The sequence below is a fragment of the Enterovibrio baiacu genome, from assembly GCF_004120195.1.
GTDB lineage: Bacteria > Pseudomonadota > Gammaproteobacteria > Enterobacterales > Vibrionaceae > Enterovibrio > Enterovibrio baiacui.
Genome location: NZ_SCHN01000026.1, coordinates 21,708 through 47,866 on the forward strand (window position 1 = coordinate 21,708; position 26,159 = coordinate 47,866).

General features: G+C 48.2%; 20 protein-coding genes and 2 tRNA genes. 3 read left to right on the forward strand and 19 right to left on the reverse strand.

The window, feature by feature from the left end; genetic code table 11:
* Positions 1 to 84 precede the first annotated feature (84 nt).
* The 15 genes from nlpI to rlmE all read right to left on the reverse strand — a co-directional run bounded on the left by nlpI (position 85) and on the right by rlmE (position 16,067).
* Positions 85 to 987, reverse strand: coding sequence for a lipoprotein NlpI (nlpI, locus tag EQP46_RS21955; RefSeq protein ID WP_129495661.1), 903 nt, complete (start codon positions 985 to 987; stop codon positions 85 to 87).
* Positions 988 to 1,137: 150 nt separating this feature from the next.
* Positions 1,138 to 3,270 carry a polyribonucleotide nucleotidyltransferase gene (pnp, locus tag EQP46_RS21960; RefSeq protein ID WP_129495662.1) on the reverse strand — a complete coding sequence of 711 codons (2,133 nt, stop codon included), beginning with the start codon at positions 3,268 to 3,270 and terminating at the stop codon, positions 1,138 to 1,140.
* A gap of 427 nt (positions 3,271 to 3,697) precedes the next feature.
* Positions 3,698 to 3,967 carry a 30S ribosomal protein S15 gene (gene rpsO / locus EQP46_RS21965; protein ID WP_017008791.1) on the reverse strand — a complete coding sequence of 90 codons (270 nt, stop codon included), beginning with the start codon at positions 3,965 to 3,967 and terminating at the stop codon, positions 3,698 to 3,700.
* Between the two features lie 143 nt (positions 3,968 to 4,110).
* Positions 4,111 to 5,058, reverse strand: a complete 948-nt coding sequence (gene truB / locus EQP46_RS21970) for a tRNA pseudouridine(55) synthase TruB (protein ID WP_129495663.1) — start codon at positions 5,056 to 5,058, stop codon at positions 4,111 to 4,113.
* On the reverse strand, positions 5,058 to 5,456 hold the full coding sequence (gene rbfA / locus EQP46_RS21975) for a 30S ribosome-binding factor RbfA (protein WP_129495664.1): 399 nt from the start codon (positions 5,454 to 5,456) through the stop codon (positions 5,058 to 5,060). Before rbfA ends, truB begins: the two co-directional genes overlap by 1 nt.
* Before the next feature lie 85 nt (positions 5,457 to 5,541).
* Positions 5,542 to 8,226: a translation initiation factor IF-2 gene (gene infB, locus EQP46_RS21980; protein ID WP_129495665.1), complete on the reverse strand. Its 2,685-nt coding sequence runs from the start codon at positions 8,224 to 8,226 to the stop codon at positions 5,542 to 5,544.
* 21 nt (positions 8,227 to 8,247) lie between these two features.
* Positions 8,248 to 9,735 carry a transcription termination factor NusA gene (nusA, locus tag EQP46_RS21985; RefSeq protein ID WP_129495666.1) on the reverse strand — a complete coding sequence of 496 codons (1,488 nt, stop codon included), beginning with the start codon at positions 9,733 to 9,735 and terminating at the stop codon, positions 8,248 to 8,250.
* Between the two features lie 21 nt (positions 9,736 to 9,756).
* Positions 9,757 to 10,212, reverse strand: a complete 456-nt coding sequence (gene rimP, locus EQP46_RS21990) for a ribosome maturation factor RimP (RefSeq protein WP_129495667.1) — start codon at positions 10,210 to 10,212, stop codon at positions 9,757 to 9,759.
* 169 nt (positions 10,213 to 10,381) lie between these two features.
* Positions 10,382 to 10,458 (reverse strand) — tRNA-Met (locus EQP46_RS21995).
* Between the two features lie 77 nt (positions 10,459 to 10,535).
* A tRNA-Leu gene (locus EQP46_RS22000) sits at positions 10,536 to 10,622 on the reverse strand.
* Between the two features lie 21 nt (positions 10,623 to 10,643).
* Positions 10,644 to 10,979: a preprotein translocase subunit SecG gene (gene secG, locus EQP46_RS22005; protein ID WP_129495668.1), complete on the reverse strand. Its 336-nt coding sequence runs from the start codon at positions 10,977 to 10,979 to the stop codon at positions 10,644 to 10,646.
* Between the two features lie 198 nt (positions 10,980 to 11,177).
* Entirely contained in the window at positions 11,178 to 12,515 is a 1,338-nt protein-coding gene (gene glmM, locus EQP46_RS22010) for a phosphoglucosamine mutase (protein ID WP_129495669.1), read from the reverse strand.
* Positions 12,512 to 13,363, reverse strand: a complete 852-nt coding sequence (folP, locus tag EQP46_RS22015; RefSeq protein WP_161972882.1) for a dihydropteroate synthase — start codon at positions 13,361 to 13,363, stop codon at positions 12,512 to 12,514. The genes glmM and folP overlap by 4 nt, the downstream gene beginning before the upstream one ends.
* 86 nt (positions 13,364 to 13,449) lie before the next feature.
* Positions 13,450 to 15,387: an ATP-dependent zinc metalloprotease FtsH gene (ftsH, locus tag EQP46_RS22020; RefSeq protein ID WP_129495670.1), complete on the reverse strand. Its 1,938-nt coding sequence runs from the start codon at positions 15,385 to 15,387 to the stop codon at positions 13,450 to 13,452.
* Positions 15,388 to 15,437: 50 nt separating this feature from the next.
* The gene (gene rlmE, locus EQP46_RS22025) at positions 15,438 to 16,067 is read right to left on the reverse strand and encodes a 23S rRNA (uridine(2552)-2'-O)-methyltransferase RlmE (RefSeq protein ID WP_017008782.1); all 630 of its coding nucleotides are present in this window, start codon (positions 16,065 to 16,067) and stop codon (positions 15,438 to 15,440) included.
* 131 nt (positions 16,068 to 16,198) lie between these two features.
* Between rlmE and yhbY the strand changes: the two genes are divergently transcribed.
* Complete coding sequence (gene yhbY, locus EQP46_RS22030) at positions 16,199 to 16,495, forward strand: ribosome assembly RNA-binding protein YhbY (RefSeq protein WP_129495671.1); 297 nt, start codon at positions 16,199 to 16,201, stop codon at positions 16,493 to 16,495.
* Positions 16,496 to 16,559: 64 nt separating this feature from the next.
* On the opposite strand, the gene greA is transcribed toward yhbY, so the two are convergent.
* Complete coding sequence (gene greA / locus EQP46_RS22035; protein ID WP_192545537.1) at positions 16,560 to 17,033, reverse strand: transcription elongation factor GreA; 474 nt, start codon at positions 17,031 to 17,033, stop codon at positions 16,560 to 16,562.
* 489 nt (positions 17,034 to 17,522) lie between these two features.
* Here greA and EQP46_RS22040 point away from each other — a divergent pair, with 489 nt between their 5' ends.
* Both EQP46_RS22040 and dacB read left to right on the forward strand, forming a co-directional pair.
* Positions 17,523 to 18,485 (forward strand): porin, encoded by a 963-nt coding sequence (locus EQP46_RS22040; protein WP_129495672.1) that lies wholly within the window; start codon positions 17,523 to 17,525, stop codon positions 18,483 to 18,485.
* 99 nt (positions 18,486 to 18,584) lie between these two features.
* The gene (gene dacB, locus EQP46_RS22045) at positions 18,585 to 20,006 is read left to right on the forward strand and encodes a serine-type D-Ala-D-Ala carboxypeptidase (protein WP_129495673.1); all 1,422 of its coding nucleotides are present in this window, start codon (positions 18,585 to 18,587) and stop codon (positions 20,004 to 20,006) included.
* Here dacB and EQP46_RS22050 read toward each other — a convergent pair.
* The 3 genes from EQP46_RS22050 to carA form a co-directional block, all read right to left on the reverse strand.
* Entirely contained in the window at positions 19,981 to 20,832 is an 852-nt protein-coding gene (locus tag EQP46_RS22050; protein WP_129495674.1) for a magnesium transporter, read from the reverse strand. The genes dacB and EQP46_RS22050 overlap by 26 nt on opposite strands.
* Positions 20,833 to 21,405: 573 nt before the next feature.
* Entirely contained in the window at positions 21,406 to 24,642 is a 3,237-nt protein-coding gene (gene carB / locus EQP46_RS22060) for a carbamoyl-phosphate synthase large subunit (protein ID WP_129495675.1), read from the reverse strand.
* A 16-nt stretch (positions 24,643 to 24,658) separates the two neighbouring features.
* A complete protein-coding gene (carA, locus tag EQP46_RS22065; RefSeq protein ID WP_129495676.1) occupies positions 24,659 to 25,798 on the reverse strand; it encodes a glutamine-hydrolyzing carbamoyl-phosphate synthase small subunit in 1,140 nt (379 codons plus the stop codon).
* Between the last annotated feature and the right edge of the window lie 361 nt (positions 25,799 to 26,159).

Below are 26,159 nucleotides of genomic sequence, written 5' to 3' on the forward strand. Positions count from 1 at the left end.
TAAAAACAAAAAAGCCGCTTAAGCGGCTTTTTTCTGCATCCAACCCTGACTAAATCATGAGCTGTCCCAACGTTGAATCCATCATCATGACGATGGCGCTTGTCTCATCTTCTGCGCGATAAGACCCAGCTCTAACATGGCATAGCGGTGCTCAACAAAGTCGTACACATTGCCTGACATCGCCAGTTTATAAAGGGCCACTGCCGAACGGTAATCACCGAGGGTTTGGTAGCGCTTCGCTAAATAGAAATACCCTTCGCACAGTCTTTCTGCCAGTTGCGCATTATCCTGGCTTGTACGCATGATGTTTTCAAAAAACGCACTTTCGCTGACATCACGGATATAAAGACGCGCAATCTGCCATCCCCAATCTTGCTTGTCAGATGCCTGATAACGAGACGCTAAACGCTCCCTTGCAAGCACATCGCCGTCTTTTTCAACTTCGACCAGATACAGCCACAATGCACGATAAGCATCATGAGGGTTGTCTTTGTAATGTTTGAGTAAATCACGCTCTGCAAGTTCATAGCGACCGCCATAATACAGTGCAATGCCGCGATTGCGCTCAGCAAACTGATGCGCTTCATCTAGCTCTAATGTGGAGTCAAAGGCTTCATAAGCCGCATCGTAAAGCCCGCTTTGCGTGAAATACACACCCAGGATGTTAAACACATCCGGTTGAGCAGGATTAAAAGAAAGGGAACGATTGAAGTCGAGGCGCGCAAGATCGCGTAAGCCCAAACTGTCGTTAATTAAGCCGCGCTCGTAGTATATCTGCGCTCTGTCTTTTTCGCTTAAATCAGAACGCGTGAGGATCTGATCGATACGTGCCAATTGCACTTCTTGCTGGGTGGTAGGTTGCAGAGGCACAGCCATTGGCAACAAGAGCCAAGGTTGAGTACTACTGACTGACGACGTCGACGCACACCCTGAAAGCATTAACAACGAGCCCACAAGGGTGAACGTTAGCCATCTATTTTTTCGCATTCGCACCAATCTCCTACCATTAAAAAAGGGGGCATAGCCCCCTTCTTATACCTTGTTTACGCGTGTGGCGTAAACCTCTATGCCTTACCCAAGTGACGTTGTGTGGGCTAAATGCCGTTCAACACCACCCAGTGGCAGAGTCAGGTTATCTTATGCGTCAGCTTCTGGCTGTGCATCAGACGCTGCAGCTTCGCCTGCTGGCGCTTCTACAGCTTCTTTCATGCTCAGACGAATACGGCCTTGACGGTCGATTTCCAGAACCTTAACTTGTACTTCTTGACCTTGCTCTACGTAGTCAGACACTTTCTCGATGCGCTTATCAGCAACTTGAGAAATGTGTACTAGACCTTCTTTGGTACCGATAACAGACACAAAGCAACCGAAGTCAACGATGCGCGTTACTTTACCTGTGTAGATACGACCAACTTCAACTTCAGCAGTCAGCGCTTCGATACGGTCGATAGCTGCTTTTGCTTTGTCGCCGTCAGTTGCAGCGATCTTCACTGTACCGTCATCTTCGATTTCGATGGTGGTTTCAGTTTCTTCAGTCAGTGCACGGATTACCGCACCGCCTTTACCGATCACATCTTTGATCTTCTCTGGGTTGATCTTGATAGTGTGGATACGTGGCGCGAACTGAGAAATGTCTTCACGCGCAGAACCAATTGCTTCGTCCATCACGGTAAGGATGTGCAGACGCGCACCTTTCGCTTGGTTCAGAGCAATTTCCATGATCTCTTTGGTGATACCTTCGATCTTGATGTCCATCTGCAGTGCAGTAACACCGTCATCAGTACCCGCTACTTTAAAGTCCATGTCACCTAGGTGGTCTTCGTCACCCAAGATGTCAGAAAGAACAACGAAGTCGTTGTCTTCTTTCACAAGACCCATTGCAATACCCGCAACAGATTTCTTGATTGGAACACCCGCGTCCATCAGCGCAAGAGAAGTACCACATACAGACGCCATAGAAGACGAACCGTTTGATTCAGTAATTTCTGAAACAACACGGATGGTGTATGGGAATTCATCTTGGCTTGGCATTACTGCTGCAATACCACGCTTAGCCAGTTTACCGTGGCCGATTTCACGGCGCTTAGGTGAACCAACAAAACCGGTTTCACCTACACAGTATGGAGGGAAGTTGTAGTGCAGTAGGAAGTGGTCAGTACGCTCGCCAGTGATTGAATCAATGATCTGCGCATCACGCTTAGTACCCAATGTTGCAGTAACCAATGCCTGAGTTTCGCCACGAGTGAACAAAGATGAACCGTGGGTACGTGGAAGTACACCAGTACGCACGTCTAGCGCACGAACCATGTCTTTTTCACGACCATCGATACGTGGGTTGCCCGCAATGATGCGACCACGAACAACGTTCTTCTCAAGGCTGCCTAGCATGCCTTGAATTTCACGAACGTTAAGATCTTCGTTTTCTTCGCTCAGTTGAGCAATAACGCTTTGCTTGATGTCGCCAACTTGTGCGTAACGCGCCATCTTCTCAGTGATTTGGTACGCTTCAACGAAACGAGACTCAGCCAGTTCAGCAACGCGCGCTTTAAGCTCAGCGTTAACTTCTGGTGCAGTCCAATCCCAAGCTGGTGTTGCAACTTCAGCTGCAAACTCGTTGATTGCTTTAATCGCAACTTGTTGTTGGTCGTGACCAAACACAACAGCTTGTAGCATTTGCTCTTCGCTTAGACGGTCAGCTTCTGATTCAACCATCAGAACTGCGCCTTCAGTACCTGCAATAACCAGGTCCAAACGGCTGCTTTCAAGTTCAGTGTTGCTTGGGTTCAGCACCAACTGATCGTTGATGAAACCAACACGTGCAGCACCGATAGGGCCATTGAACGGAAGGCCAGAGATCGCCAATGCTGCAGAGGTTGCAAGCATTGCTACGATATCAGGGTTAACGTCTGGGTTTACAGAAACCACAGTAGCGATAACTTGAACTTCGTTTTTGAAACCATCTGGGAACAGTGGACGAATTGGACGGTCGATCAGGCGAGACGTTAGCGTTTCACCTTCAGAAGGACGGCCTTCACGCTTGAAGAAACCACCAGGGATTTTACCTGCAGCGTAAGTACGCTCTTGGTAGTTAACAGTCAACGGGAAGAAATCTTGACCTTCAACAGCGTCTTTCTTACCAACAACACTTACGAATACGGAAGTGTCGTCCATGCTAGCCATAACAGCAGCAGTCGCTTGGCGAGCCATAACACCGGTTTCTAGCGTAACGGTGTGGTTGCCATACTGGAATGTTTTTACGATTGGATTCACGAGAAATTCCTTGTTTTATGTGCACTTACTTAGTGCGAGTCACTTTTTGTTCAAAGGCTTCACCAATCGCGACTAATGACAACACTCTACCTTCTTACCTTATTGATACGTAAGCAATTAGCGGAGTACTCTCAATAGTCGCGACCTGATGGTCGACTTCGTAGACTGCGAAGCCAATGAAAGCGCCAATATTATATACCCAAACGGGCGTAAGTTGCATGTTTCGGCATGAATAACTGGGGTTATGCTCAAGGCTTGGGGTTGCAACGCGATAAGACGGAATCAAAAATGACCTCACGTCGATCCTTCACCAGCAATCCTTGACGCTTAAGCCTAGTTAATACGTTAAATTGGGCGGGAACAAAAACGAGAAAAGGAGCCATAAAGGCTCCTTTTCGGTATGCGGTACTTATAAGCCAATGGCTTATTAGCGACGCAGACCCAGACGCTTGATCAGCTCAAGGTAACGGTCAGCGTTTTTGCCTTTCAAGTAGTCAAGCAGTTTACGACGACGCGAAACCATGCGCAGTAGACCGCGACGGCTGTGGTGATCACCTTTGTGCTCAGCGAAGTGGCCTTGCAGGTGATTGATAGAAGCAGTCAAAAGCGCTACTTGAACTTCTGGAGAACCAGTGTCGTTAGTGCCTTGTGCGTATTCAGCAACGATTGCTGCTTTAGTTTCTGCATTCAGAGACATAGTCTTTTCCTAAATGTAAAAGGTTATATTTGTGTCAGCCAATCTCTGATTCAGCCAACACCCGAGCGGCGGATTCTACAGCGCTTGCTTCAATAAGGCAATCGATATAGTCCCCGCCGATGACGAATATCCGTCTAAGCAACTTATTGCTGACGGATCTTCACCAAACGCTTTGGTGCTATCATGCCATCGGCATCAATTTCACCCACACCAATAAAGGTGCGCTCTTCACCCATCGTCATACGTACCTGACCTTCAGACGGCGCGTTCGCGGCCTGAACAGCCTGGCCTTGCAAGACGTAGCTTGCGACGGCAGGTAGAAGGTTAACTTCTTCAAGATCTTGTACGGCAGAATCAAGAGGAAGCAACAGTGGATCAAGGAGTTCACGAGGCTGAATGCCTTGTTCACGCGCTTGCTCTAGCAATTCTTCCAGTTGTTCCAGCGTTACCATTCTCTCAACAGGGTAGTGAGAAACACCGATACGGCGAAGTGCCGTTACGTGCGCACCACAACCTAGCATTTCGCCAAGGTCATCAACGATCGTACGAATGTATGTGCCTTTCGAACAGTGCACTTCCATCTCAATTTCATCGCCTTCAAAGCGCAATAGAGAGATTTCGTAAACCGTGATTTTACGTGCTTCGCGCGGTACTTCGATACCCGCACGTGCGTATTCGTAAAGTGGCTTACCTTCGTATTTCAATGCTGAAAACATCGAAGGTACTTGCATGGTTTCACCGCGGAAACCCGCAACAAAACCTTCAAGTTGCTCAAGGTTGACGTTCACGTCACGCGTTTCAACCACTTCACCATCAGAATCTGATGTATTGGTTCGCTCACCCAACTTCGCCACAACACGGTAGCGTTTGTCAGAATCTAGCAAAAATTGAGAGAACTTCGTCGCTTCACCAAAGCAGATTGGCAGCATGCCAGTTGCTAAAGGATCCAGTGCGCCAGTGTGACCCGCTTTTTCTGCGAAGAAAATGCGCTTCACTTGCTGCAAAGCACCGTTTGACGTGATGCCACTTGGCTTATCTAGTAGAACAATCCCGTCAACAGGACGTCCTTGACGACGTGGACGGCGGCCCATTATTCGGCCTCTCCATCTTTGTCATCTTCAACATGGCGTTCTTCATCAGACTTAACCGCTTGACTGACCAAGTTGGAGATGCGCATGCCTTCGGTCAGTGATTGGTCAAAAATGAAAATCACTTCTGGAGTAATACGAAGACGAATCGCTTTGCCAAGCAAAGTACGTACGTACCACGCTTGTTCGTTCAATGCTTCTAGGCCTTCTTCTGCGGTTTGATCACCCGTGGTCAGGAAGGTCACGTGAACTTTTGCATAAGCAAGGTCACGAGAAACATCAACGCCAGATACCGTCACCATGCCGATACGTGGGTCTTTGATTTCGCGTTGCAGGATCAGTGCAATTTCTTTTTGCACTTGCTGCGATACGCGTTGAGTACGGCTAAATTCTTTTGCCATAACGCTCTTCTCTCATAAGAAATGGGGGGAAAGCGCAAAGCGCTTCCCCCCATGGTGTTTATAAACAACCTGTTACAGGCAGCTATTAATCGATGGTGCGTTTCACTTCAACGATTTCGAATACTTCGATTTGGTCGCCTACGCGAACATCGTTGTAGTTCTTAACGCCGATACCACACTCGTAACCTTTCGCTACTTCGTTCACGTCGTCTTTAAAGCGACGTAGAGACTCAAGCTCACCTTCATAGATAACAACATTGTCACGCAGTACGCGGATTGGGTTGTTACGCTTGATGGTGCCTTCAGAAACGATACAGCCTGCAATTGCACCAATCTTAGGTGATTTGAAGACTTCACGAACTTCAGCCAGACCCATGATTTCTTGTTTGAACTCAGGCGCAAGCATACCGCTCATCGCTTGCTTCACTTCGTCAATCAGGGCGTAGATTACTGAGTAGTAACGTAGATCTAGGCTTTCAGCATCAATCGTCTTACGTGCAGACGCATCAGCACGAACGTTAAAGCCAACCAGAATCGCGTTAGAAGCAGCAGCAAGAACCGCGTCAGTTTCGGTGATAGCACCTACACCTGAACCGATGATCTTCACTTTCACTTCGTCAGTAGACAGTTTAACCAGTGAGTCAGCAATCGCTTCAACAGAACCTTGTACGTCAGCTTTCAGTACGATGTTCAGTTCAGACACTTCACCTTCAGCCATGTTAGAGAACATGTTTTCCAGTTTCGCTTTCTGCTGGCGAGCCAGTTTAACGTCACGGAACTTGCCTTGGCGGTAAAGTGCAACTTCACGCGCTTTACGCTCATCACGAACAACCGTCGCTTCGTCACCCGCTGAAGGCACACCTGAAAGACCCAAGATCTCTACAGGGATAGATGGACCTGCTTCTTCAACGTCTTTACCGTTCTCATCACGCATTGCGCGAACACGGCCATATTCCAGACCACAAAGAACGATATCGCCACGCTTCAGCGTACCTTCTTGTACAAGAACGGTAGCAACTGGACCACGGCCTTTATCTAGGCGAGATTCGATAACCACACCGCTTGCCATGCCGTCACGAACAGCATCAAGTTCAAGTACTTCTGATTGAAGAAGAATTGACTCTAGTAGGCTGTCAATATTGATGCCTTGTTTCGCTGAAACGTGAACGAAGATGTTCTCACCGCCCCACTCTTCTGGAATAACATCGTATTGAGCCAGTTCGTTTTTAACTTGGTCTGGGTTTGCAGCTTCTTTATCGATCTTGTTCACAGCAACAATCAGTGGCACTTCTGCCGCTTTTGCGTGCTGGATAGCTTCGATAGTCTGTGGCATTACGCCATCGTCAGCTGCAACAACCAAAACAACGATATCTGTCGCTTTCGCACCACGTGCACGCATAGACGTAAACGCTGCGTGTCCTGGAGTATCCAGGAAGGTGATCATACCGTTGTCAGTTTCAACGTGGTAAGCACCGATGTGCTGGGTAATACCACCCGCTTCACCCGATGCAACGTGTGCTTTACGGATGTAGTCAAGTAGCGAGGTTTTACCGTGGTCAACGTGACCCATGATAGTAACAACTGGCGCACGTGGTTCACGTGAAGCGCTGTCGTCACGATCCAGCATTACCGCTTCTTCAAGCTCGTTTTCTTTGCGAAGAACAACCTTGTGACCCATTTCTTCTGCAACAAGTGCTGCAGTTTCTTGGTCAATCACTTGGTTGATGGTTGCCATAGCACCCATCTTCATCATCACTTTGATAACTTCAGTGGCTTTAACGGCCATTTTGTTAGCAAGTTCAGCAACAGTAACGGTCTCACCGATTTCTACGTCACGGTTAACTTTTTGTGCTGGTTTCTGGAAACCATGCTGCATAGACGTTGGCTTAGCCAAACGGCCTTTACCTTTAGAACGATTACCACGGTTGCGGCTATCGTCTTTATCTTGTGCTGATTTTTTCTTCTTGCGACGACGTGGCGCAGCTTCTTGGCGACGATCCGCCTCATCTTCTGCTTCACGTGCATACGCAGATGTCACTGTGTGATGGTCTGCAGTTTCCATCACATTTGGCACTGCTTCTTGTTGACTCCAGCGCTCTTCGTTTAATTCTGCCATTTTGCGTGCCTCTTCTAGCTGGCGCTGACTTTCTTCTTCAGCTTTACGCTTGGCTTCCTCTTCCTGGCGACGCTTGAGTTCATCAGCTTCATTCTTCGCTTGCGCTTCTGCAGCTTCACGAGCAGATGTTTCTTCTGCTGTTTCTTGTGATTGCTGCGCTTTCTCAGCGGCAATGCGTGCTTTTTCTTCGGCGTCACGTTGGGCTTTTTCTTGTGCCTCACGTTTCGCTTTTTCTTGAGCTTCACGCTTCGCTGCTTCTTCAGCTTCACGGCGGGCTTTTTCCTCAGCCTCGCGTTGTGCTGCTTCTTCAGCTTCACGCTGCGCGGCTTCTTGAGCCACGCGTTGTTCTTCTAGTTCGCTGCGCTTCACGTAGGTGCGCTTTTTGCGCACTTCTACTTGAACATCCTTACTCTTTCCGCCAGCACCAGAAACACTTAGGGTGCTGCGTTTTTTGCGCTGTAACGTCAGTCGAGTTGGAGCGCTACCATCGTCACCGTGCTCACGTTTTAAGTGAGACAGTAAGGTTTGTTTCTCATCCTGGCTTACGCTGTCGTCTGCCGACTTTTGAATGCCTGCATCCTGAAATTGCTTCAGCAAACGTTCTACCGGCGTATCAATCTCGCTCGCCAGTGCTTTAACTGTAACCTCTGACATTCTGCTCCTCCTTTGCTGCGTTTAAGCTTCGTCGCTGAACCAGCAAATATTGCGCGCGGCCATAATAAGCTCACCCGCTTTAACTTCATCCATTCCCTCGATATCTAGAAGATCATCAGTGCCTTGGTCAGCAAGATCTTCCAACGTGCAGATGCCTTTTGCTGCAAGGCGGAACGCCATATCGCGATCCAAACCTTCAAGACCAAGCAGGTCTTCAGCCGGCTCAGCACCGTCAAGGATTTCTTCTTTCGCTAGCGCGATTGTAGTCAGCGCTTCTTTCGCACGGCTACGCAGTTCTTCAACTGTGTCTTCGTCAAGGCCATCCACTTCTAGAAGTTCAGCTGCTGGTACGTAAGCAACTTCTTCCAGTGTGGTGAAACCTTCTTCAACAAGCAGTGCGGCAAAATCTTCTTCAATGTCCAAGTGCTTGCTGAACAGCTCAATTGACTGACCAGCTTCTTCTTGGTGTTTCTTCTGTAGATCTTGAACCGTCATGACGTTCAGTGTCCAACCCGTTAGCTGAGAAGCTAGGCGAACGTTCTGACCGTTACGGCCGATTGCTTGAGCCAGGTTATCGGCTTCAACAGCGATATCCATGGTGTGGGTATCTTCGTCAACGATGATAGAGGCTACATCTGCAGGCGCCATCGCGTTGATAACGAATTGCGCTGGGTTATCGTCCCAAAGCACGATATCGATACGCTCACCACCAAGCTCGCCAGAAACCGCTTGTACACGTGCGCCACGCATACCAACACACGCACCTACAGGGTCGATACGTTTGTCGTTTGTTTTCACAGCAATCTTAGCGCGAGAGCCCGGATCACGAGCCGCACCCATGACTTCAATCATTTCTTCGCCGATTTCTGGCACTTCAATGCGGAACAATTCGATCAGCATTTCAGGCTTAGAACGGGTCATGAATAATTGGAATCCACGCGCTTCTGGACGCACAGCATACAGCAAACCGCGCACGCGGTCGCCTGGGCGTAGGTTTTCACGTGGCAATTGATCGTCACGTTGGATTGCCGCTTCCGCGTTGCTACCCAAATCAACGATAACCACTTCACGGTTCACTTTTTTAACAACACCAGTGATTAGCTCACCTTCGTTGTCCATGAACTGTTCTACAACTTGTGCACGTTCAGCTTCACGTACTTTTTGTACGATAACTTGTTTTGCAGTTTGCGTGGTAATACGGTCAAACGTAACAGACTCGATATCGTCTTCTACGTAGCTACCAATTACCATTGATTCATCTTCAAACTGTGCAGCTTCAAGCGTGATTTCACGCGTTGGTTGCGTCACTTCTTCAACAACTTCCCAACGACGGAACGTTTCGAATTCGCCCGTTTTACGGTCGATTTCTACGCGTACTTCAATTTCAGCTTCGTATTTTTTCTTTGTTGCCGTCGCCAGCGCTGTTTCCAACGCTTCAAAAATGCGCTCACGTGGAACGGCTTTTTCGTTCGACACCGCTTCTACGACAGCCAAGATTTCTTTGTTCATGAACTAATGCCTCATTTAAATTTAAAATGAAGGAACCAGGTTAGCCTTGGCGATATTGCTCAGGGCGAACGCTTCTTCGTTTCCATCCACGTTGATGGTGACGGTCTCGCCGTCAACAGAAAGAATCAGCCCTTTCCATTTGCGACGGTTTTGCATCGCCATTTTCAGCACTACGTTCACTTCGTGACCGATGAATTGCTGATAATGCGCTGCTTTAAATAATGGTCTTTCCAACCCAGGAGATGACACCTCCAAATTGTAAGCAACAGTGATTGGGTCTTCGACGTCCATCACTGCACTGACTTGGCGGCTCACTTCGGCACAAGCGTCAACTGTGATACCGTTTTCGTGATCGATAAAGATCCGCAGGGTTGAATGTTGTCCTGCGCGCACAAACTCAAGCCCTACAAGCTCGTAGTCAAGTGCTTCAACAGGCGCTTCTAGCAAAGCTACAAGCTGTTTTTCTAGTCCGGTCATACAAACCCCAGAAATAAAAAAAGGGCCTAAAAGCCCAGTTATCCATCCGAATGGTCATCTTCAGATAACAAAAAACCCCGAATTTCGGGGTTTAATGCAACTGGACCCTGATGCCATGGTTTCCCATGACCAGCAACTGTTTTGGTCTCTCTAAACAATTACCGATAAGTGGTTGCGGGGGCCGGATTTGAACCGACGACCTTCGGGTTATGAGCCCGACGAGCTACCAAGCTGCTCCACCCCGCGTCCGAATGGCGATTATTATATCGTCGCCTCACGCCCTTTTTCAAGTGCCGTGACCTTACTAAGTAAGGATTTTAAAATGGTGCCGAGAGCGGGACTTGAACCCGCATGCCTATACAGGCACTACCCCCTCAAGATAGCGTGTCTACCAATTTCACCACCTCGGCAAGCATTACTGCTTAAATCTTTTACTGAGGAATGTCGCTATTGCTTTCAGCAGGGACATCACTCGCCGGAGTTACTTGCTCACTGGCAGGTAGACTCAGGTCTTCGTACTCGCTACCAACGGTTGCGTTGTGAGTACTCATGTTACCCAGCACTAGGCTAAGAACAAAAAATATTGTCGCGAAAATCGCGGTCATTCGGGTCAGAAAGTTTCCAGAGCCGCCAGAGCCAAATACTGTATTTGATGCCCCAGCCCCGAAAGAGGCTCCCATATCTGCGCCTTTACCTTGTTGAACCAGAACTAGGCCAATTACACCAAGCGCGGCCAACAGATAAATCACAAGTAGAATTTCGTACATGGGTTCCACCTATGTTCCAAATTGTTGAGCCAGCTGACTATTCAGTTCACTAGCGCAACTCCCATCATTGGGAGCGGAAGAATACTAACGAAAGCCGGCAGGCGAAACAAGAGAAAAATACAAAAAAGCGGTACTTTTCATCCCGTTTGCGCATCTTATAACCAAACAGCCTCGCGACCCTTCCGCTTTCCTTGTTTATTAGCAGTTTGCTTTTACAGCATCTGCAATTTCAAGCGCATATGCTTGCACTTCGTCAGCGTTTTCACCTTCAACCATGACACGGATAAGCGGCTCAGTGCCAGACTTACGTAACAATACACGACCTGTGTCACCCAGTTTGGCTTCAACCGCTGCGGTCGCGGTCATCACAGCGTCTGATTGCAGTGGGTCACTATCACCACTAAAACGCACATTCTCTAGCACTTGTGGGAACATGCTCATGCCATCACACAGTTCTTTGAGCGTCAACCCAGTACCAACAACACTGGCCAGCACTTGCAGTGCTGCAACGATGGCATCACCCGTGGTCACTTTATCAAGAAGGATCACATGACCTGAGTTTTCTGCGCCGATTTTCCAATCGTTCTCAAGCAGTTTTTCCATCACGTAACGGTCGCCAACTTTTGCACGAGTAAACGGAATGCCGAGTTTTTTAAGTGCGACTTCCATGCCCATATTGGTCATTAACGTACCTACCACGCCACCTTTTAGTTCGCCGCGACGCAGCGACTCACGGGCGATGATGTAAGCGATTTGGTCGCCGTCTACTTTGTTGCCTTCATGGTCAACCATGATGATACGGTCACCATCACCATCAAAAGCAATACCCAATACGGCGTCTTCTTCAACAACACGCTTTTGCAGTGCACGAACGTCTGTCGCCCCCACTTCTGCATTGATGTTTGTGCCGTTTGGTTCAACACCCATAGCAATCACATCAGCGCCCAGTTCAGAGAACACGGAAGGTGCAATGTGGTACGTTGCTCCATGCGCACAATCGATAACGATTTTAAGGCCTTTCAGGTTCATTTCTGATGGGAAAGTGCCTTTACAAAACTCGATGTAACGACCAGCTGCATCAACGATACGTTTTGCTTTACCAAGCTCTGCAGACTCAACACACGTCAATGGCTTTTCAAGTTCGGCTTCAATCGCAAGCTCAACTGCATCAGGCAGTTTCGTGCCTTCCGATGAGAAGAATTTGATGCCGTTGTCATAATAAGGGTTGTGTGAAGCAGAGATCACGATCCCCGCCTCTGCACGGAAGGTTTGCGTTAAATACGCAATGGCAGGTGTTGGCATAGGACCCGTAAATGCAGCTTGAAGACCTGCTGCAGATAGGCCTGCTTCCAACGCAGATTCAAGCATATAGCCAGAGATACGCGTATCTTTTCCTATCAATACTTTTTTCGTGCCTTGTTGGCTTAGGACGCGACCTGCCGCCCACCCCAGTTTCAACATAAAATCAGGAGTGATTGGGAATTGGCCAACTTTACCGCGTACACCATCGGTGCCGAAGTATTTACGTTCTGTCATTGTGTATCTCCAAGTAGATCTGCTGCTTCCTGCATCATGCTGACAACGCGAACCACGTCTGCGGTTTCTTTTACGTCATGCACGCGAATGAGCTGAGCCCCTTTCGAAGCAGCAATGGTGGCGCAAGCTAAACTCCCCCCTAAAACATCGGCGGGGGATTTATCCAATAATTTAAAAATCATAGACTTCCGAGACATACCCGCAAGTATTGGCAGCCCATGACGGTGAAACGATTCCAGTTTTGCAAGCAACTGGTAGTTATGTGTTAGTGTCTTACCGAACCCAAACCCCGGGTCTAAAATCAGTTTTTCCTTGGCAATCCCCATTGCCGCACACGCCGCTATTCTTTCATCGAAGAAACCGTGGATATCTTCGATGATATCGTCATAGGTTGGATCAACCTGCATCGAGCGAGGCTGTCCTTGCATGTGCATAATGCATACTGGCACATCCGCCTTGGCTGCTGCGTTAAGCGCGCCAGGTTCTTGAAGTGCACGCACATCATTGATCAGATTAGCACCTGCATTCACTGCTGCCGTCATGACCGCCGCTTTACTGGTATCAATTGAGATCCAGCAATCAAACCTTTCTCGAATTGCTTCTATTGCAGGAATAACCCTAGAAAGCTCTTCATCCAACGACACATCTGCCGCACCAGGCCTCGTAGATTCTCCGCCTATATCCAATACAGACGCACCTGTGCTGAGCATGTTTTCCGCATGATAAAGCGCCGTATCGAGGTGATTGAACTTACCGCCATCGGAAAAAGAATCAGGCGTGACGTTGAGGATACCCATAACTTTCGGGGATGATAGATCGAGAACGAATTCTTTGCTGGTCAGTATCATAGTTGGACTTTGTTTTAGGCGAGAATTTATCACTAGCAAAAGAAAAACCCCGAGTAATCCCGGGGTTTGTAATAGTGACGAGGCGATTACGCTTCTGGTTGGTTGTCAGGGTCGACGGGTTTAGATCCCGTATCGTCCGAAGAAGATTCTGATTTCGCTTCTGCGTCAGGTTTCTTCGGCGTGTTATCTGAACTGTCTGAATCTGTTGTCCAACCTGCAGGTTCGCGCACAGGGCGGCGTTCCATCAAGTCATCAATCTGCGCTGCATCGATAGTCTCATATTTCATCAATGCATCTTTCATTGCATGCATGATGTCCATGTTGTCTTCGATTAACGTGCGAGCACGCTTGTAGTTGCGATCGATGATTTCGCGGATCTCGCTGTCGATAAGGCGCGCTGTTTCATCGGAAACATGCTTGGTTTTGGTCACTGAACGCCCCAAGAACACTTCGCCCTCATCGTCGGCATACAATAGTGGTCCCAGTTTTTCCGAGAAGCCCCATTGCGTCACCATCTTACGTGCGATATCTGTTGCACGCTCGATGTCGTTCGATGCGCCTGTAGACACGTTTTCTACACCGTAAACAATCTCTTCCGCCAAACGGCCACCGTAGAGACTCGAAATCATCGACTCAAGGTGTAGGCGAGACATGCTCACGCGATCTTGTTCTGGTAAGTACATGGTCACACCCAATGCGCGTCCACGCGGGATGATTGACACTTTGTAAACAGGATCATGCTCAGGCACTAGGCGACCAACAACGGCATGGCCAGCTTCGTGGTATGCAGTTGATGCTTTGATGTCTTCAGACATAACCATGGATTTGCGCTCAGCACCCATCATGATTTTGTCTTTCGCCAGCTCAAATTCAACCATAGACACTACGCGCTTGTTACCACGAGCCGCAAACAGTGCCGCTTCGTTTACCAAGTTTGCGAGGTCTGCACCAGAGAAACCTGGCGTACCACGTGCGATAAGAGACGCTTCAACGTCACCGCCCAAAGGCACTTTACGCATGTGAACTTTAAGGATTTGCTCACGACCACGTACGTCAGGCAAGCCAACAACGACTTGACGGTCAAAACGACCAGGACGCAACAGTGCAGGGTCTAGAACGTCAGGACGGTTTGTCGCTGCAATAACGATGATACCTTCGTTACCTTCAAAGCCATCCATTTCAACCAGCATTTGGTTCAATGTTTGTTCACGTTCGTCGTGGCCACCGCCAAGACCTGCGCCACGTTGGCGACCTACGGCATCGATCTCATCGATGAAGATGATACAAGGCGAAGCTTTCTTGGCTTGTTCAAACATATCACGGACACGAGATGCACCCACACCCACGAACATTTCAACGAAGTCAGAACCAGAAATCGTAAAGAACGGTACTTTCGCTTCACCCGCGATGGCTTTCGCCAGCAAGGTTTTACCTGTACCAGGAGGACCCACCATCAAAACACCCGTTGGGATTTTACCACCGAGTTTTTGGAAGCGACTTGGGTCGCGTAGGTAATCAACCAGCTCTTTAACGTCTTCTTTCGCTTCGTCACAACCTGCGACATCTGCGAACGTGGTTTTGATTTGCTCTTCACTCATCATGCGCGCTTTCGATTTACCGAAAGACATCGCACCTTTGCCACCGCCGCCTTGCATCTGACGCATGAAGAAAATCCATACACCGATAAGCAGAAGCATTGGGAACCAAGAGATGAAGATAGATGCAAGGATGCTTGGCTCTTCAGGAGGCGTGCCACGCACTTGCACTTTGTGATTAATCAGATCGTCCAGCAACTTAGGGTCTTGAAGAACAGGCATGTACGAGACGTAGCTCGTGCCATCACGACGCGTGACTTTCAGCTCGCGATTGTCGAACTGTACTTCCTGTAATTTATCTTGCCCTATTTCTTGGACAAACGTTGTGTAGTCGACTTGACGGCCAGCACTATCGCCTGGTCCAAAGCTTTGGAACACAGACATCAGCACAACAGCGATGACCAGCCATAAAATCAAGTTTTTTGCCATGTCACTCAAGGTGTTAGCCCCGCGAAAACTATAATGATAAAGGTAGAGTACTACAGTTTATAGCCTGTAGCCACAATGTAGACCTCACGTGAGCGAGCACGAGAGGAATCGGGTTTACGAATTTTTACTGCTTTGAACATTTTACGCACTTCAGCCAAATATTGATCAAACCCTTCCCCTTGGAAAACTTTAACAATAAATGCGCCATTTGGTGCAAGAACTTCTCGACACATTTCCATAGCAAGTTCAACTAAGTACATTGCTTTGGGTTGATCTGATGCCAAATTACCGCTCATATTTGGCGCCATGTCCGACATCACCACATCAACCATGTCTGGTTGAATGCGGTCCAACAATGCGTTCAATACAGCTTCTTCACGGAAATCACCTTGCAAGAAACTTACACCCGGCAAGGAATCCATAGGAAGGATGTCACACGCAATAACTTGACCGTTGTCACCAACTTGTTCTGCAGCGTATTGAGACCAACCACCAGGGGCAGCACCCAAATCGACCACAGTCATGCCAGGTTTTAGCAGTTTGTCCTTACCTTGAATTTCATCCAGCTTGAAAATTGCACGTGAACGAAAGCCTTTTTTCTGGGCCTCTTGAACATATTTATCATCAAAATGCTCTTTCAACCAGCGGCCAGAACTCGCTGAGTGTTTCTTTTTGCTCATGTTTTACCTAGCCCACATTTCCGGCCGTTAAATGTTAACGGACTGCTTAGGGGGATATTTGTTCAGTTTGGATAGATATGGCGGTAGAATGTCACGTTTTCAACCCCGATAAAACAACAAATCGAGTCAACATGAATCTAAGCACAAAACAAAAGCAGCATCTAAAAGGTCTGGCACACTCACTTAAACCTGTCGTTTTGATGGGCGCCAATGGTCTTACAGAAGCCGTGCTTGCTGAGATTGAAATCGCTCTCGATCACCACGAACTGATCAAGGTAAAAGTTGCGTCTGAAGATCGCGACACTAAGAACCTGATTGTTGAAGCAATTGTTCGTGAAACCAAGGCAGAAAAAGTGCAAGTCATCGGCAAAGTGCTTGTGCTGTACCGCCAGAGCGAAGAGCGCAAGATTGAAATCCCGCGCAAATAAGAAAAGGCCGCTTAGCGGCCTTTTTTGTATCTGCGATAGTAACAACCGCTAACATTTTTTTCGTTCAAACGTATTCAACGCTATCGATTTCGAATTCTTTCACGCCGCCAGGCGTAGTGATTGACACTTCATCGCCAGCTTCTTTACCGATTAACCCACGTGCAATCGGTGAGTTGATGGAAATCAGGTTCTTCTTAATATCAGACTCGTCATCACCAACGATTTGGTAAGACAACTCTTCATCGGTATTGATATCAATCAAGCCAACCGTTGAACCAAAGATCACTTTGCCATTGTTTGGCATCTTTGCAATGTCGATAACTTGAGCAACAGAAAGCTTGTATTCAATATCACGAATCTGCGCTTCACAAATGCCTTGCTCTTCACGCGCTGCGTGGTATTCAGCATTTTCTTTAAGATCGCCCAACTCACGAGCTTCACCGATCGCCTGAGTAATAATTGGACGACGTTTCAGCAGGCGGTCTAACTCTACACGAAGCTGCTGTTCGCCACGAACAGTCATGGGTACTTTATCCATAAATGACATTACCTCTGTCTCCAAAACCCTTGGTTTTGGGAATAACAAAGCCACGCCCATAAACAATGATGAGCGCAGCAAACGAATATCTGTGTTTTCAGTGTAAACAACTTATCCCTGAAGGTCACCAATCATTTTTCGCCTCCTCAGAGCACACCGAGTTACCACTCCACAAGCTAGAAACAGATGCACAAATCGAACCCAAAAAACCAATCAAAGTTCACATAAACAGATACTTAACAAGAGATTTAGCTCGCACAAAAAGATAAAAAAACATAAATGCGACGAATGTAACGGAACTTTAATGAAAAAATGCAAACCACTGTTTTTATTGATCAAAAACAAAAATAGCAACATAAAAAACAGTGTTTTAAATGTGTTTTTTGATTGTTTTACTAGCGGTTGCAAATCGTCAGCGGGTACAAACAAGTCATCGAGATGGTTTGAGATGCCATCAAGAAACTCAAAACCTTATAAAAGGACAACGTAATGAATAAAACGTTTATCGCACTTGCTGTAGCTGCTCTAGCGTCTACCTCTGTTTCTGCTGCTGAAATTTTCAATGACGGTACTTCTTCTATGGCTATCGGCGGTCGTGCAGAAGCACGTGCGTCTATCAAAGATGGCGACATGGCAGATAAAAGCCGCGTACGTATCAATGTTCTGGGTACCACTCAAATCTCAGAAGAAGCATACGGTGTAGGTTTCTTCGAACGTGAATTCACTGCGGGTTCAGACACTGTAATCAACGATGAAGGTAAAGCAGAGAGCGCTAACCAAAACCGTTACATCTACGCTGGTATCGGTACTGAGTTTGGCCTAGTAACTTACGGTCTAAACGATGGTTCTCTGGGCATGATCACTGACTTCACTGATATCATGTCTTTCCACGGCGCTGCTGCAAGCGCAAAAATCGACGTTGCAGACCGCACAAGTAACAACATCGCGTACAAAGGCGAGTTCGGTGGCCTAACGGTTAAAGCTAACTACGTTGGTAACAACGAAACTATCGACAAAGGTTACTCTCTAGGTGCGGTTTACGCGATGGAGAACGGTCTTGCAATGGGTCTAGGTTACGCTGACCAAGACAACCTAACCAAAACCACTGAAAGCCAAATCGAAGCAGCTGTTTCTTACACCATGGGCGACATCTACGTTGCTGCACTTTACAAAGACGGCGAGAGCAACGTATCTGGTTCTGACAAAGACCTAACTGGCTACGAATTGGCAGCGGCTTACACCATGGGCCAAACCAAATTCACAACCACTTACGGTAAAGCTGAAACTGAGTCAGACGACACAGCAGACTCTATCGCAATCGACGCGACTCACTACTTCAACAGCAACTTCCGCACTTACGCGTCTTACAACTTCAACCTGCTTGATGCAGACAAAGTTGGCAAAGAAAAAGCAGAAGACGAGCTAGTATTCGGTCTACGCTACGATTTCTAATCTGATTTCAGCTAAACACTGAATACAGAGACAAACGCCTACCTCCATGTAGGCGTTTTTTGTACCATACTGGATCTGCCGTCTACGCTGGAGCCTAATATGGTGCGTTATTGCCTTCTCATTCTTTCTCTTTGTTTCTCTTTTCGTGCATCAGCGGTGCCCGTGAATACGCTTGAAGCCATGCTTCCTGCGGGCAGCCAACTCGCCCTCTCGGTTTACAACATCGACAGTAAACAGCAGATGGTTGCGCTGGATGATCAGATTCTACTTCCCCCTGCCAGCACTCAAAAAGTCGTCACCGCACTCGCCTCTGCGCTTTATCTACCTAAAGACTTCACCTTCACTACACGCGCATATCGCTCCGGTAAAGACGTTATTTTTTCATTCTCTGGCGACCCAACATTAACGCGTAAAAACATCCAATCCTTACTGAAAGACATCAAGGCAGCAGGGGTTACCCGTATCAATGGTGATGTGTGGCTGGATGGCAGCATTTTTACAGGCTATGAACGCGCAGTCGGCTGGCCATGGGATATCCTAGGGGTATGTTATAGCGCTCCCTCAACCTCTATTGCCCTAGAGCGAAACTGTGTTCAGGGTTCGATTTACAGCGAAAAAGGAAAAACAACGACGCGCATTTTTGTTCCCGAACATCAGCCTGTTTCTGTCACCACCGACGCACTCGCTGTGACGAAAGACGAAATGAAAGCCAAGCATTGCGACCTAGAACTGCACTACGAAAACAACAACAGTTACCGACTGAGTGGCTGCTTGCCACACAGAAGCAAGCCATTACCGCTTAAGTTTGCAGTGCAAAACCCAGAGAAATACATGCAAGATGTGCTTTCAGCTGAACTCAAAAAAGTAGGGATACGTCTCGCAGGACAAATCCGCATTGGCAACCCTATCAGCAATGCACCAAAGCAACTCATCGCCACGCACTTATCTGCACCTCGCGATGCACTGCTTAAAAAAATGCTCAAACGTTCAGACAACCTGATCGCTGATAACTTACTAAAAACACTGGGGCACCAGTACTACGGCCAACCAGGGTCGTTCTCTAACGGCGCAGCAGCCATCAAAGCCATCATGCAAGAACGTGCAGACATTGATTTAACCCAAGCGGTTATTGTGGATGGCTCTGGGCTTTCAAGAAACAATCGCATGTCCGCAAAGCAACTGATGGACATCATCCACTACACCTATTCCCATCAAGACTTGGGCGTATTGGCAATGCTGCCAATCTCTGGGGTAGATGGCACGTTAAAGTATCGCAGTAGCGTAAGACACGCGCCTTTAAAGCAGAAACTGAAAGCCAAGTCTGGTTCGCTCTATGGCAGTTATAACTTAGCTGGCGTGATAAGAAATGATAAAGGACAGGATGTGCTAGTGGTGCAATTGGTCACCAACTACCACATCCCTAGAACGGATGAGCGCCCGACGAACCTCGCCAGCCCCATTACGCAATTTGAGCGCGAATTGTATCAGGCCTTGCTTACATCAAGTCTAACCACGCGTTAACTGTCATGAAATAAATCGCCATCCCGCTGATGTCGACAACGGAAGCCAAAACGGGACTCACGAGCACAGCAGGGTCGAGGCGAAACGTTGTCGCCACAAGCGGGAGAACGCCGCCTATTGTGGTAGACAACAGCACTTGAATGATCAGCGCCATACCAATCGCTACAGCAATGTCATCTAATGAAAAACCCAACGGGAGTGCTGCGCTATCACTGAAGAGCATCACCCTCGCCATGATGACGGCAGCCAGTGCAAACGCGATGACCACCGCCACGCGTACTTCCTTCCACATGACGCGTAGCCAGTGAGACGGGCGCACTTCGTTCATTGCCATGGCGCGAACAACTAGCGTGGCTGCTTGTGAGCCAGCATTCCCCCCCGCCGCCGCAACCACGGGCATATAAATCGCCAATAAAATCAGCTGGCTGATCGACGCCTCGTAATGCGAAATGATCAGCCCAGAGACAACGCCCAGTAACGCAAGACCAATGATCCAACCAATGCGTTGCCGAACATGTGACATGACTGAATTCGACAAATAATCCCCATCAGGCTCAACTTCAGAATTGATAAGACCCAGCCCTGTCGCAATTTGCCTCACTCTTACCGTGTCTCCTGTTTCCGCAAGATCATCAAGTAGTTTTCTGACCAACCCTAATGGGCAGCAATTTAGTACGCCAATGACTTCCGGAACAGGCATGACAGACAACAACCGAATTCGGTCTTCTCCACCGTGAACAAGAAACGCATTTTTTGCTGCTTCAATTTCATGCGCAGCGACATGATGGTGCTGGTTTTCCAGCAAGGTGGCATTCATTACCGCCATAGCGAACCTCCCGATTGGCTAGTCCCAGAGATCATCTGGTGATGGGTAACGACCATGAAAATACGCAATCCAGCAGGATTTTGTTTTTATAACAAAACAACGATTATTCGCGCGAAGCGAGTACTCACCATGCGAAAGTGAAACATAAAAGTTTCTTTGCGTATGTTTACTCAGAGTGTTGGGGAAGCGCAGGGAATAGAAAAACGAGGGAGCATTCCGACCTGGCAGTCGAAATGTGAAGACACACTTAGGTTACCGCCGGGTTTACTGGCCTCCCTGACAACTCGGAGGATGGTCGATAACGTTCATGGTTTTCTCCAAAAGTGCCGCAGTATTGCGACGGGGCAATATTACGCTTCTTTTGTCTGAGAGAAAACACTCCGTAGGCGTTAGATCATGAAGATTTAATGACACACCACATGCTGATTAATTCGAACAATAACGCACGAACCTTACATTGCCCTAGCCAATAAAAAGGCACAAAAAAGCCCGCCATAAAGGCGGGCAAGGAGGTTGTTATCTAGGTCGGCTTCCTGCCGACTCATTGATTATGTTTTTGCCTTTCTTGAGAAATTACGCTTTACTGTATTTCTCTGCAACGCGTGCGTGAAGCTCTTGTACTGAGTTCACTTTCGACATATCTACTGCGGCATGCGCCATACAGGTAGCAAACGCCGCGTTCAGCGTTGTGGTGTAACTTACTTTCTCAGCCAGTGCGCCACGACGAAGGACTTTCGAATCTTCAATCGCTTGGCGGCCTTCAGTGGTGTTAACAATGTAGCTGTATTCGCCATTCTTGATACGGTCAAGGATGTGAGGACGACCTTCATGTACCTTGTTCACTAGACGAGGGTTAATGCCCGCTTCGCCAAGAACAACTGCAGTACCGTGTGTCGCATCCAGCTCGAAACCAAGCTTGATGAGCTTCGCTGCAAGGTCTACAACACGCTGTTTGTCGTTGTTACGAACAGACAGAAGTGCACGGCCTTTCTCGCTGTATTGCTTACCGCAACCAAGATCCGCTTTCGCAAACGCTTCAGCAAATGTATCACCCACACCCATGACTTCACCGGTAGAGCGCATTTCTGGGCCCAACAATGGGTCAACACCTGGGAACTTGTTGAACGGCAATACCACTTCTTTCACCGAATAGTACGGTGGAATGATTTCTTGTGTGAAACCTTGTGATTCAAGCGATTGTCCAGCCATAACACGCGCAGCAATCTTCGCGAGCGGTGCACCGGTGGCTTTAGACACAAATGGCACCGTACGTGCAGCACGCGGGTTAACCTCAATCAGGTAAACTTCGCCATCTTTTACTGCAAACTGCGTATTCATCAAACCGCGAACACCCAGCTCAAACGCCAGCTTTTCAACTTGGCGACGCATTTCATCCTGAATGTCTTGGCTCAAGGTGTAAGCAGGCAATGAACATGCAGAGTCACCCGAGTGAACACCCGCTTGTTCGATGTGCTCCATGATACCGCCAATCACGACGCGCTCGCCGTCACAGATAGCATCCACATCCACTTCGGTCGCATCATCAAGGAAGCGGTCAAGCAGTACTGGCGATTCGTTAGACACGCTTACCGCTTCAGTAAAGTAACGGCGTAGGTCGCTTTCGTCGTAAACGATTTCCATTGCACGGCCACCAAGAACGTACGATGGGCGAACAACCAATGGGTAGCCAATATCACGCGCTTTTTCTACCGCTTGCTCTAGTGCAGTCACGGTGGCGTTTTCTGGCTGCTTAAGGCCAAGGCGGTCAACGGCCGCTTGGAAACGCTCGCGGTCTTCCGCACGGTCAATCGCATCAGGACTGGTACCAATGATTGGCACACCTGCCGCTTCTAGCGCACGCGCCAATTTCAATGGTGTTTGACCACCGTATTGCACGATAACGCCTTTAGGCTTCTCTACACGCGCAATCGCTAGCACGTCTTCAAGCGTGACAGGTTCGAAGTACAGACGGTCAGAGGTGTCGTAATCGGTAGAAACAGTTTCAGGGTTACAGTTAACCATGATGGTTTCATAGCCATCTTCACGAAGCGCTAATGATGCGTGTACACAACAGTAGTCAAACTCAATGCCTTGGCCGATACGGTTTGGACCACCGCCCAATACCATGATCTTGTCTTTGTCTGTTGGGTTCGCTTCACACTCTTCATCGTAAGAGCTGTACATGTACGCGGTATCAGAAGAGAACTCTGCCGCACAGGTATCAACACGCTTGTAAACAGGGTGGATGTCGTACTGGTCGCGAAGCTTGCGGATTTCACTTTCGCTCACGCCCAATAGCTTGCTCAAACGTGCATCAGCAAAACCTTTGCGTTTCAGCTTACGAAGCATGTCTTTGCTCAATCCTGCAAAGCCATTTTCTTTCACTTCAGCTTCTAGATTGACGATATCTTCAATCTGAACAAGGAACCAACGGTCAACGTTTGTCAGCTTGAAAACGCCTTCCACTGACATACCCGCACGGAAAGCATCGGCGATGTACCAAATGCGCTCTGCACCTGCGTCTTTCAACTCATGGCGAATTTTGGTCAGTGCATCGGGCGCATCCAAGTCAACCATCTCGTCGAAACCTGTCGCGCCAACTTCTAGGCCGCGCAGTGCTTTATGTAGCGATTCTTGTTGGTTACGACCAATTGCCATCACTTCACCCACAGACTTCATCTGTGTGGTTAGACGGTCATTTGCACCGGCAAATTTTTCGAAGTTGAAGCGAGGGATCTTAGTCACAACGTAGTCGATGGTTGGTTCGAACGATGCTGGTGTCGCACCGCCAGTGATGTCATTCATCAACTCATCAAGGGTGAAGCCAACCGCCAGTTTCGCTGCCACTTTTGCAATCGGGAAGCCCGTTGCTTTCGACGCCAACGCAGACGAACGAGAGACACGAGGGTTCATCTCAATGATAACCATACGGCCATCTTTCGGGTTGATACCAAACTGTACGTTTGAACCGCCCGTTTCAACGCCGATTTCACGCAAAACCGCTAGCGATGCATTACGCATCAATTGGTATTCTTTGTCGGTCAGTGTTTGTGCTGGTGCAACCGTGATGGAGTCACCCGTGTGGATGCCCATTGCGTCGAAGTTTTCAATGGCACATACGATGATACAGTTGTCGTTTTTGTCACGAACAACTTCCATTTCGTATTCTTTCCAGCCGATAAGAGATTCATCAATCAACAGCTCGTTGGTTGGCGACAAGTCCAAACCGCGACGACAAATTTCTTCAAACTCTTCTTTGTTGTACGCAATACCGCCACCGGTACCACCCATGGTGAAAGAAGGACGAATGATACAAGGGAAACCCACCATATCGAGAACGCCGTATGCTTCTTCCATGGTTTTCGCCGTGTCTGCACGTGGGCATTCAAGGCCGATAGATTTCATTGCTTTGTCGAAGCGTGAACGGTCTTCTGCTTTATCAATCGCATCCGCCGTTGCACCAATCATTTCTACGCCAAATTCAGCCAGTACGCCATGCTTTTCAAGCTCAAGCGCACAGTTCAACGCTGTTTGACCACCCATGGTCGGTAGAACCGCATCAGGGCGCTCTTTCTCAATGATGTTGCGCACAACCTCCCACTGTATTGGCTCGATGTACGTTGCATCCGCCATTTCTGGGTCAGTCATGATGGTGGCTGGGTTGGAGTTAACCAAAATAACGCGGTAACCCTCTTCACGCAGCGCTTTACAAGCTTGCGCACCTGAATAGTCGAACTCACACGCCTGTCCAATAACAATTGGGCCTGCGCCTAGAATAAGAATACTTTTTATGTCTGTACGTTTTGGCATTCTCTGCTACTCCGGATTACGCGCTGTGTTGCTTAATAAGTTCAATGAAGTGGTCGAAAAGTGGTGCCGCATCGTGCGGACCAGGGCTCGCTTCAGGGTGCCCTTGGAAGCTAAAGGCTGGCTTGTCTGTGCGGTGGATACCTTGCAAAGAGCCATCAAATAGCGATACGTGAGTAGCACGTAAGTTTTCAGGAAGCGTGGCTTCGTCAGCAGCAAAACCGTGGTTTTGCGATGTAATCATCACAACGCTGCGATCCAAATCTTTTACTGGGTGGTTTGCACCGTGGTGACCAAACTTCATTTTTACCGTTTGAGCGCCAGATGCCAGAGCCAGAATTTGGTGACCAAGACAGATACCAAAAATAGGCAAGCCTTTGTCTAGGAATACTTTTGTTGCTTCAATCGCGTAAGTACATGGCTCTGGGTCACCTGGGCCATTCGACAGGAATACACCATCAGGGTTAAGCGCCAATACCTCTTCAGCAGACGTTTGTGCAGGCACAACAGTCAAACGACAACCGCGGTCCACCAGCATACGCAGGATGTTGCGCTTCGCGCCAAAGTCGTACGCGACAACGTGATACGGCAGTTCGCTGCTGTCTTTTGCTTCTGGCAGGCCACCTTCAAGCGTCCAAGAGCCTTGCTTCCACTCGTAAGCTTCTGCTGTGGTCACTTCTTTCGCCAAATCCATACCTTTCAGACCTGGGAATGCTTTCGCTTTCGCAAGTGCCAAGGCTTCGTCAAGGTTGTCACCTGCAACGATACAACCGTTTTGTGCGCCTTTTTCACGCAAGAGGCGTGTCAGCTTACGGGTGTCGATGTCGGCGATACCAACGATGTTTTGAGATTTGAGGTAATCGGAAAGTGTTTGTTGACTGCGGAAGTTTGAAGCAATAAGGGGAAGGTCACGAATTACCAAGCCTTGCGCGTGGATTCTTGAGGATTCTTCGTCTTCGGTATTAGTACCGGTGTTGCCAATGTGGGGATAAGTAAGAGTAACAATTTGCTGAGAGTAGGAAGGGTCAGTGAGAATTTCTTGGTACCCCGTCATCGAGGTATTAAAAACAACTTCACCAACAGCGGAACCATCAGCACCAATGGACACACCGTGGAATACAGTCCCATCTTCTAGGACTAAGAGCGCAGACTTGCTCAAGACAACCTCCAAATCAATAAAAATGCAAAATAAATAGATAAATTCGCATTAAGTCATTCCATACAATTGCCAGTTCGACGTCAAGCCGAAATTTGACAAATTGCGCGCATTCTAGAGATCGGCGCGGAAAGTGTCAACAGGACAGGTGAAAAAGAATATAACTTTTAGCCAGCCTATATAATTTTCATCATCAAGCGCATAAAAACCCCACTAAACCTAGGCGCTAGCCGCAATTTTAGGCATAAGACAAATCATTCTGCGGCAAGAAGAGAAGAAAGCCACACAAAAACAATCAGCGCAATACGCAACCGTTTCCCAATGCGCAGTTATGGCAACATTTAAGGCCCATGAGATCAATTAG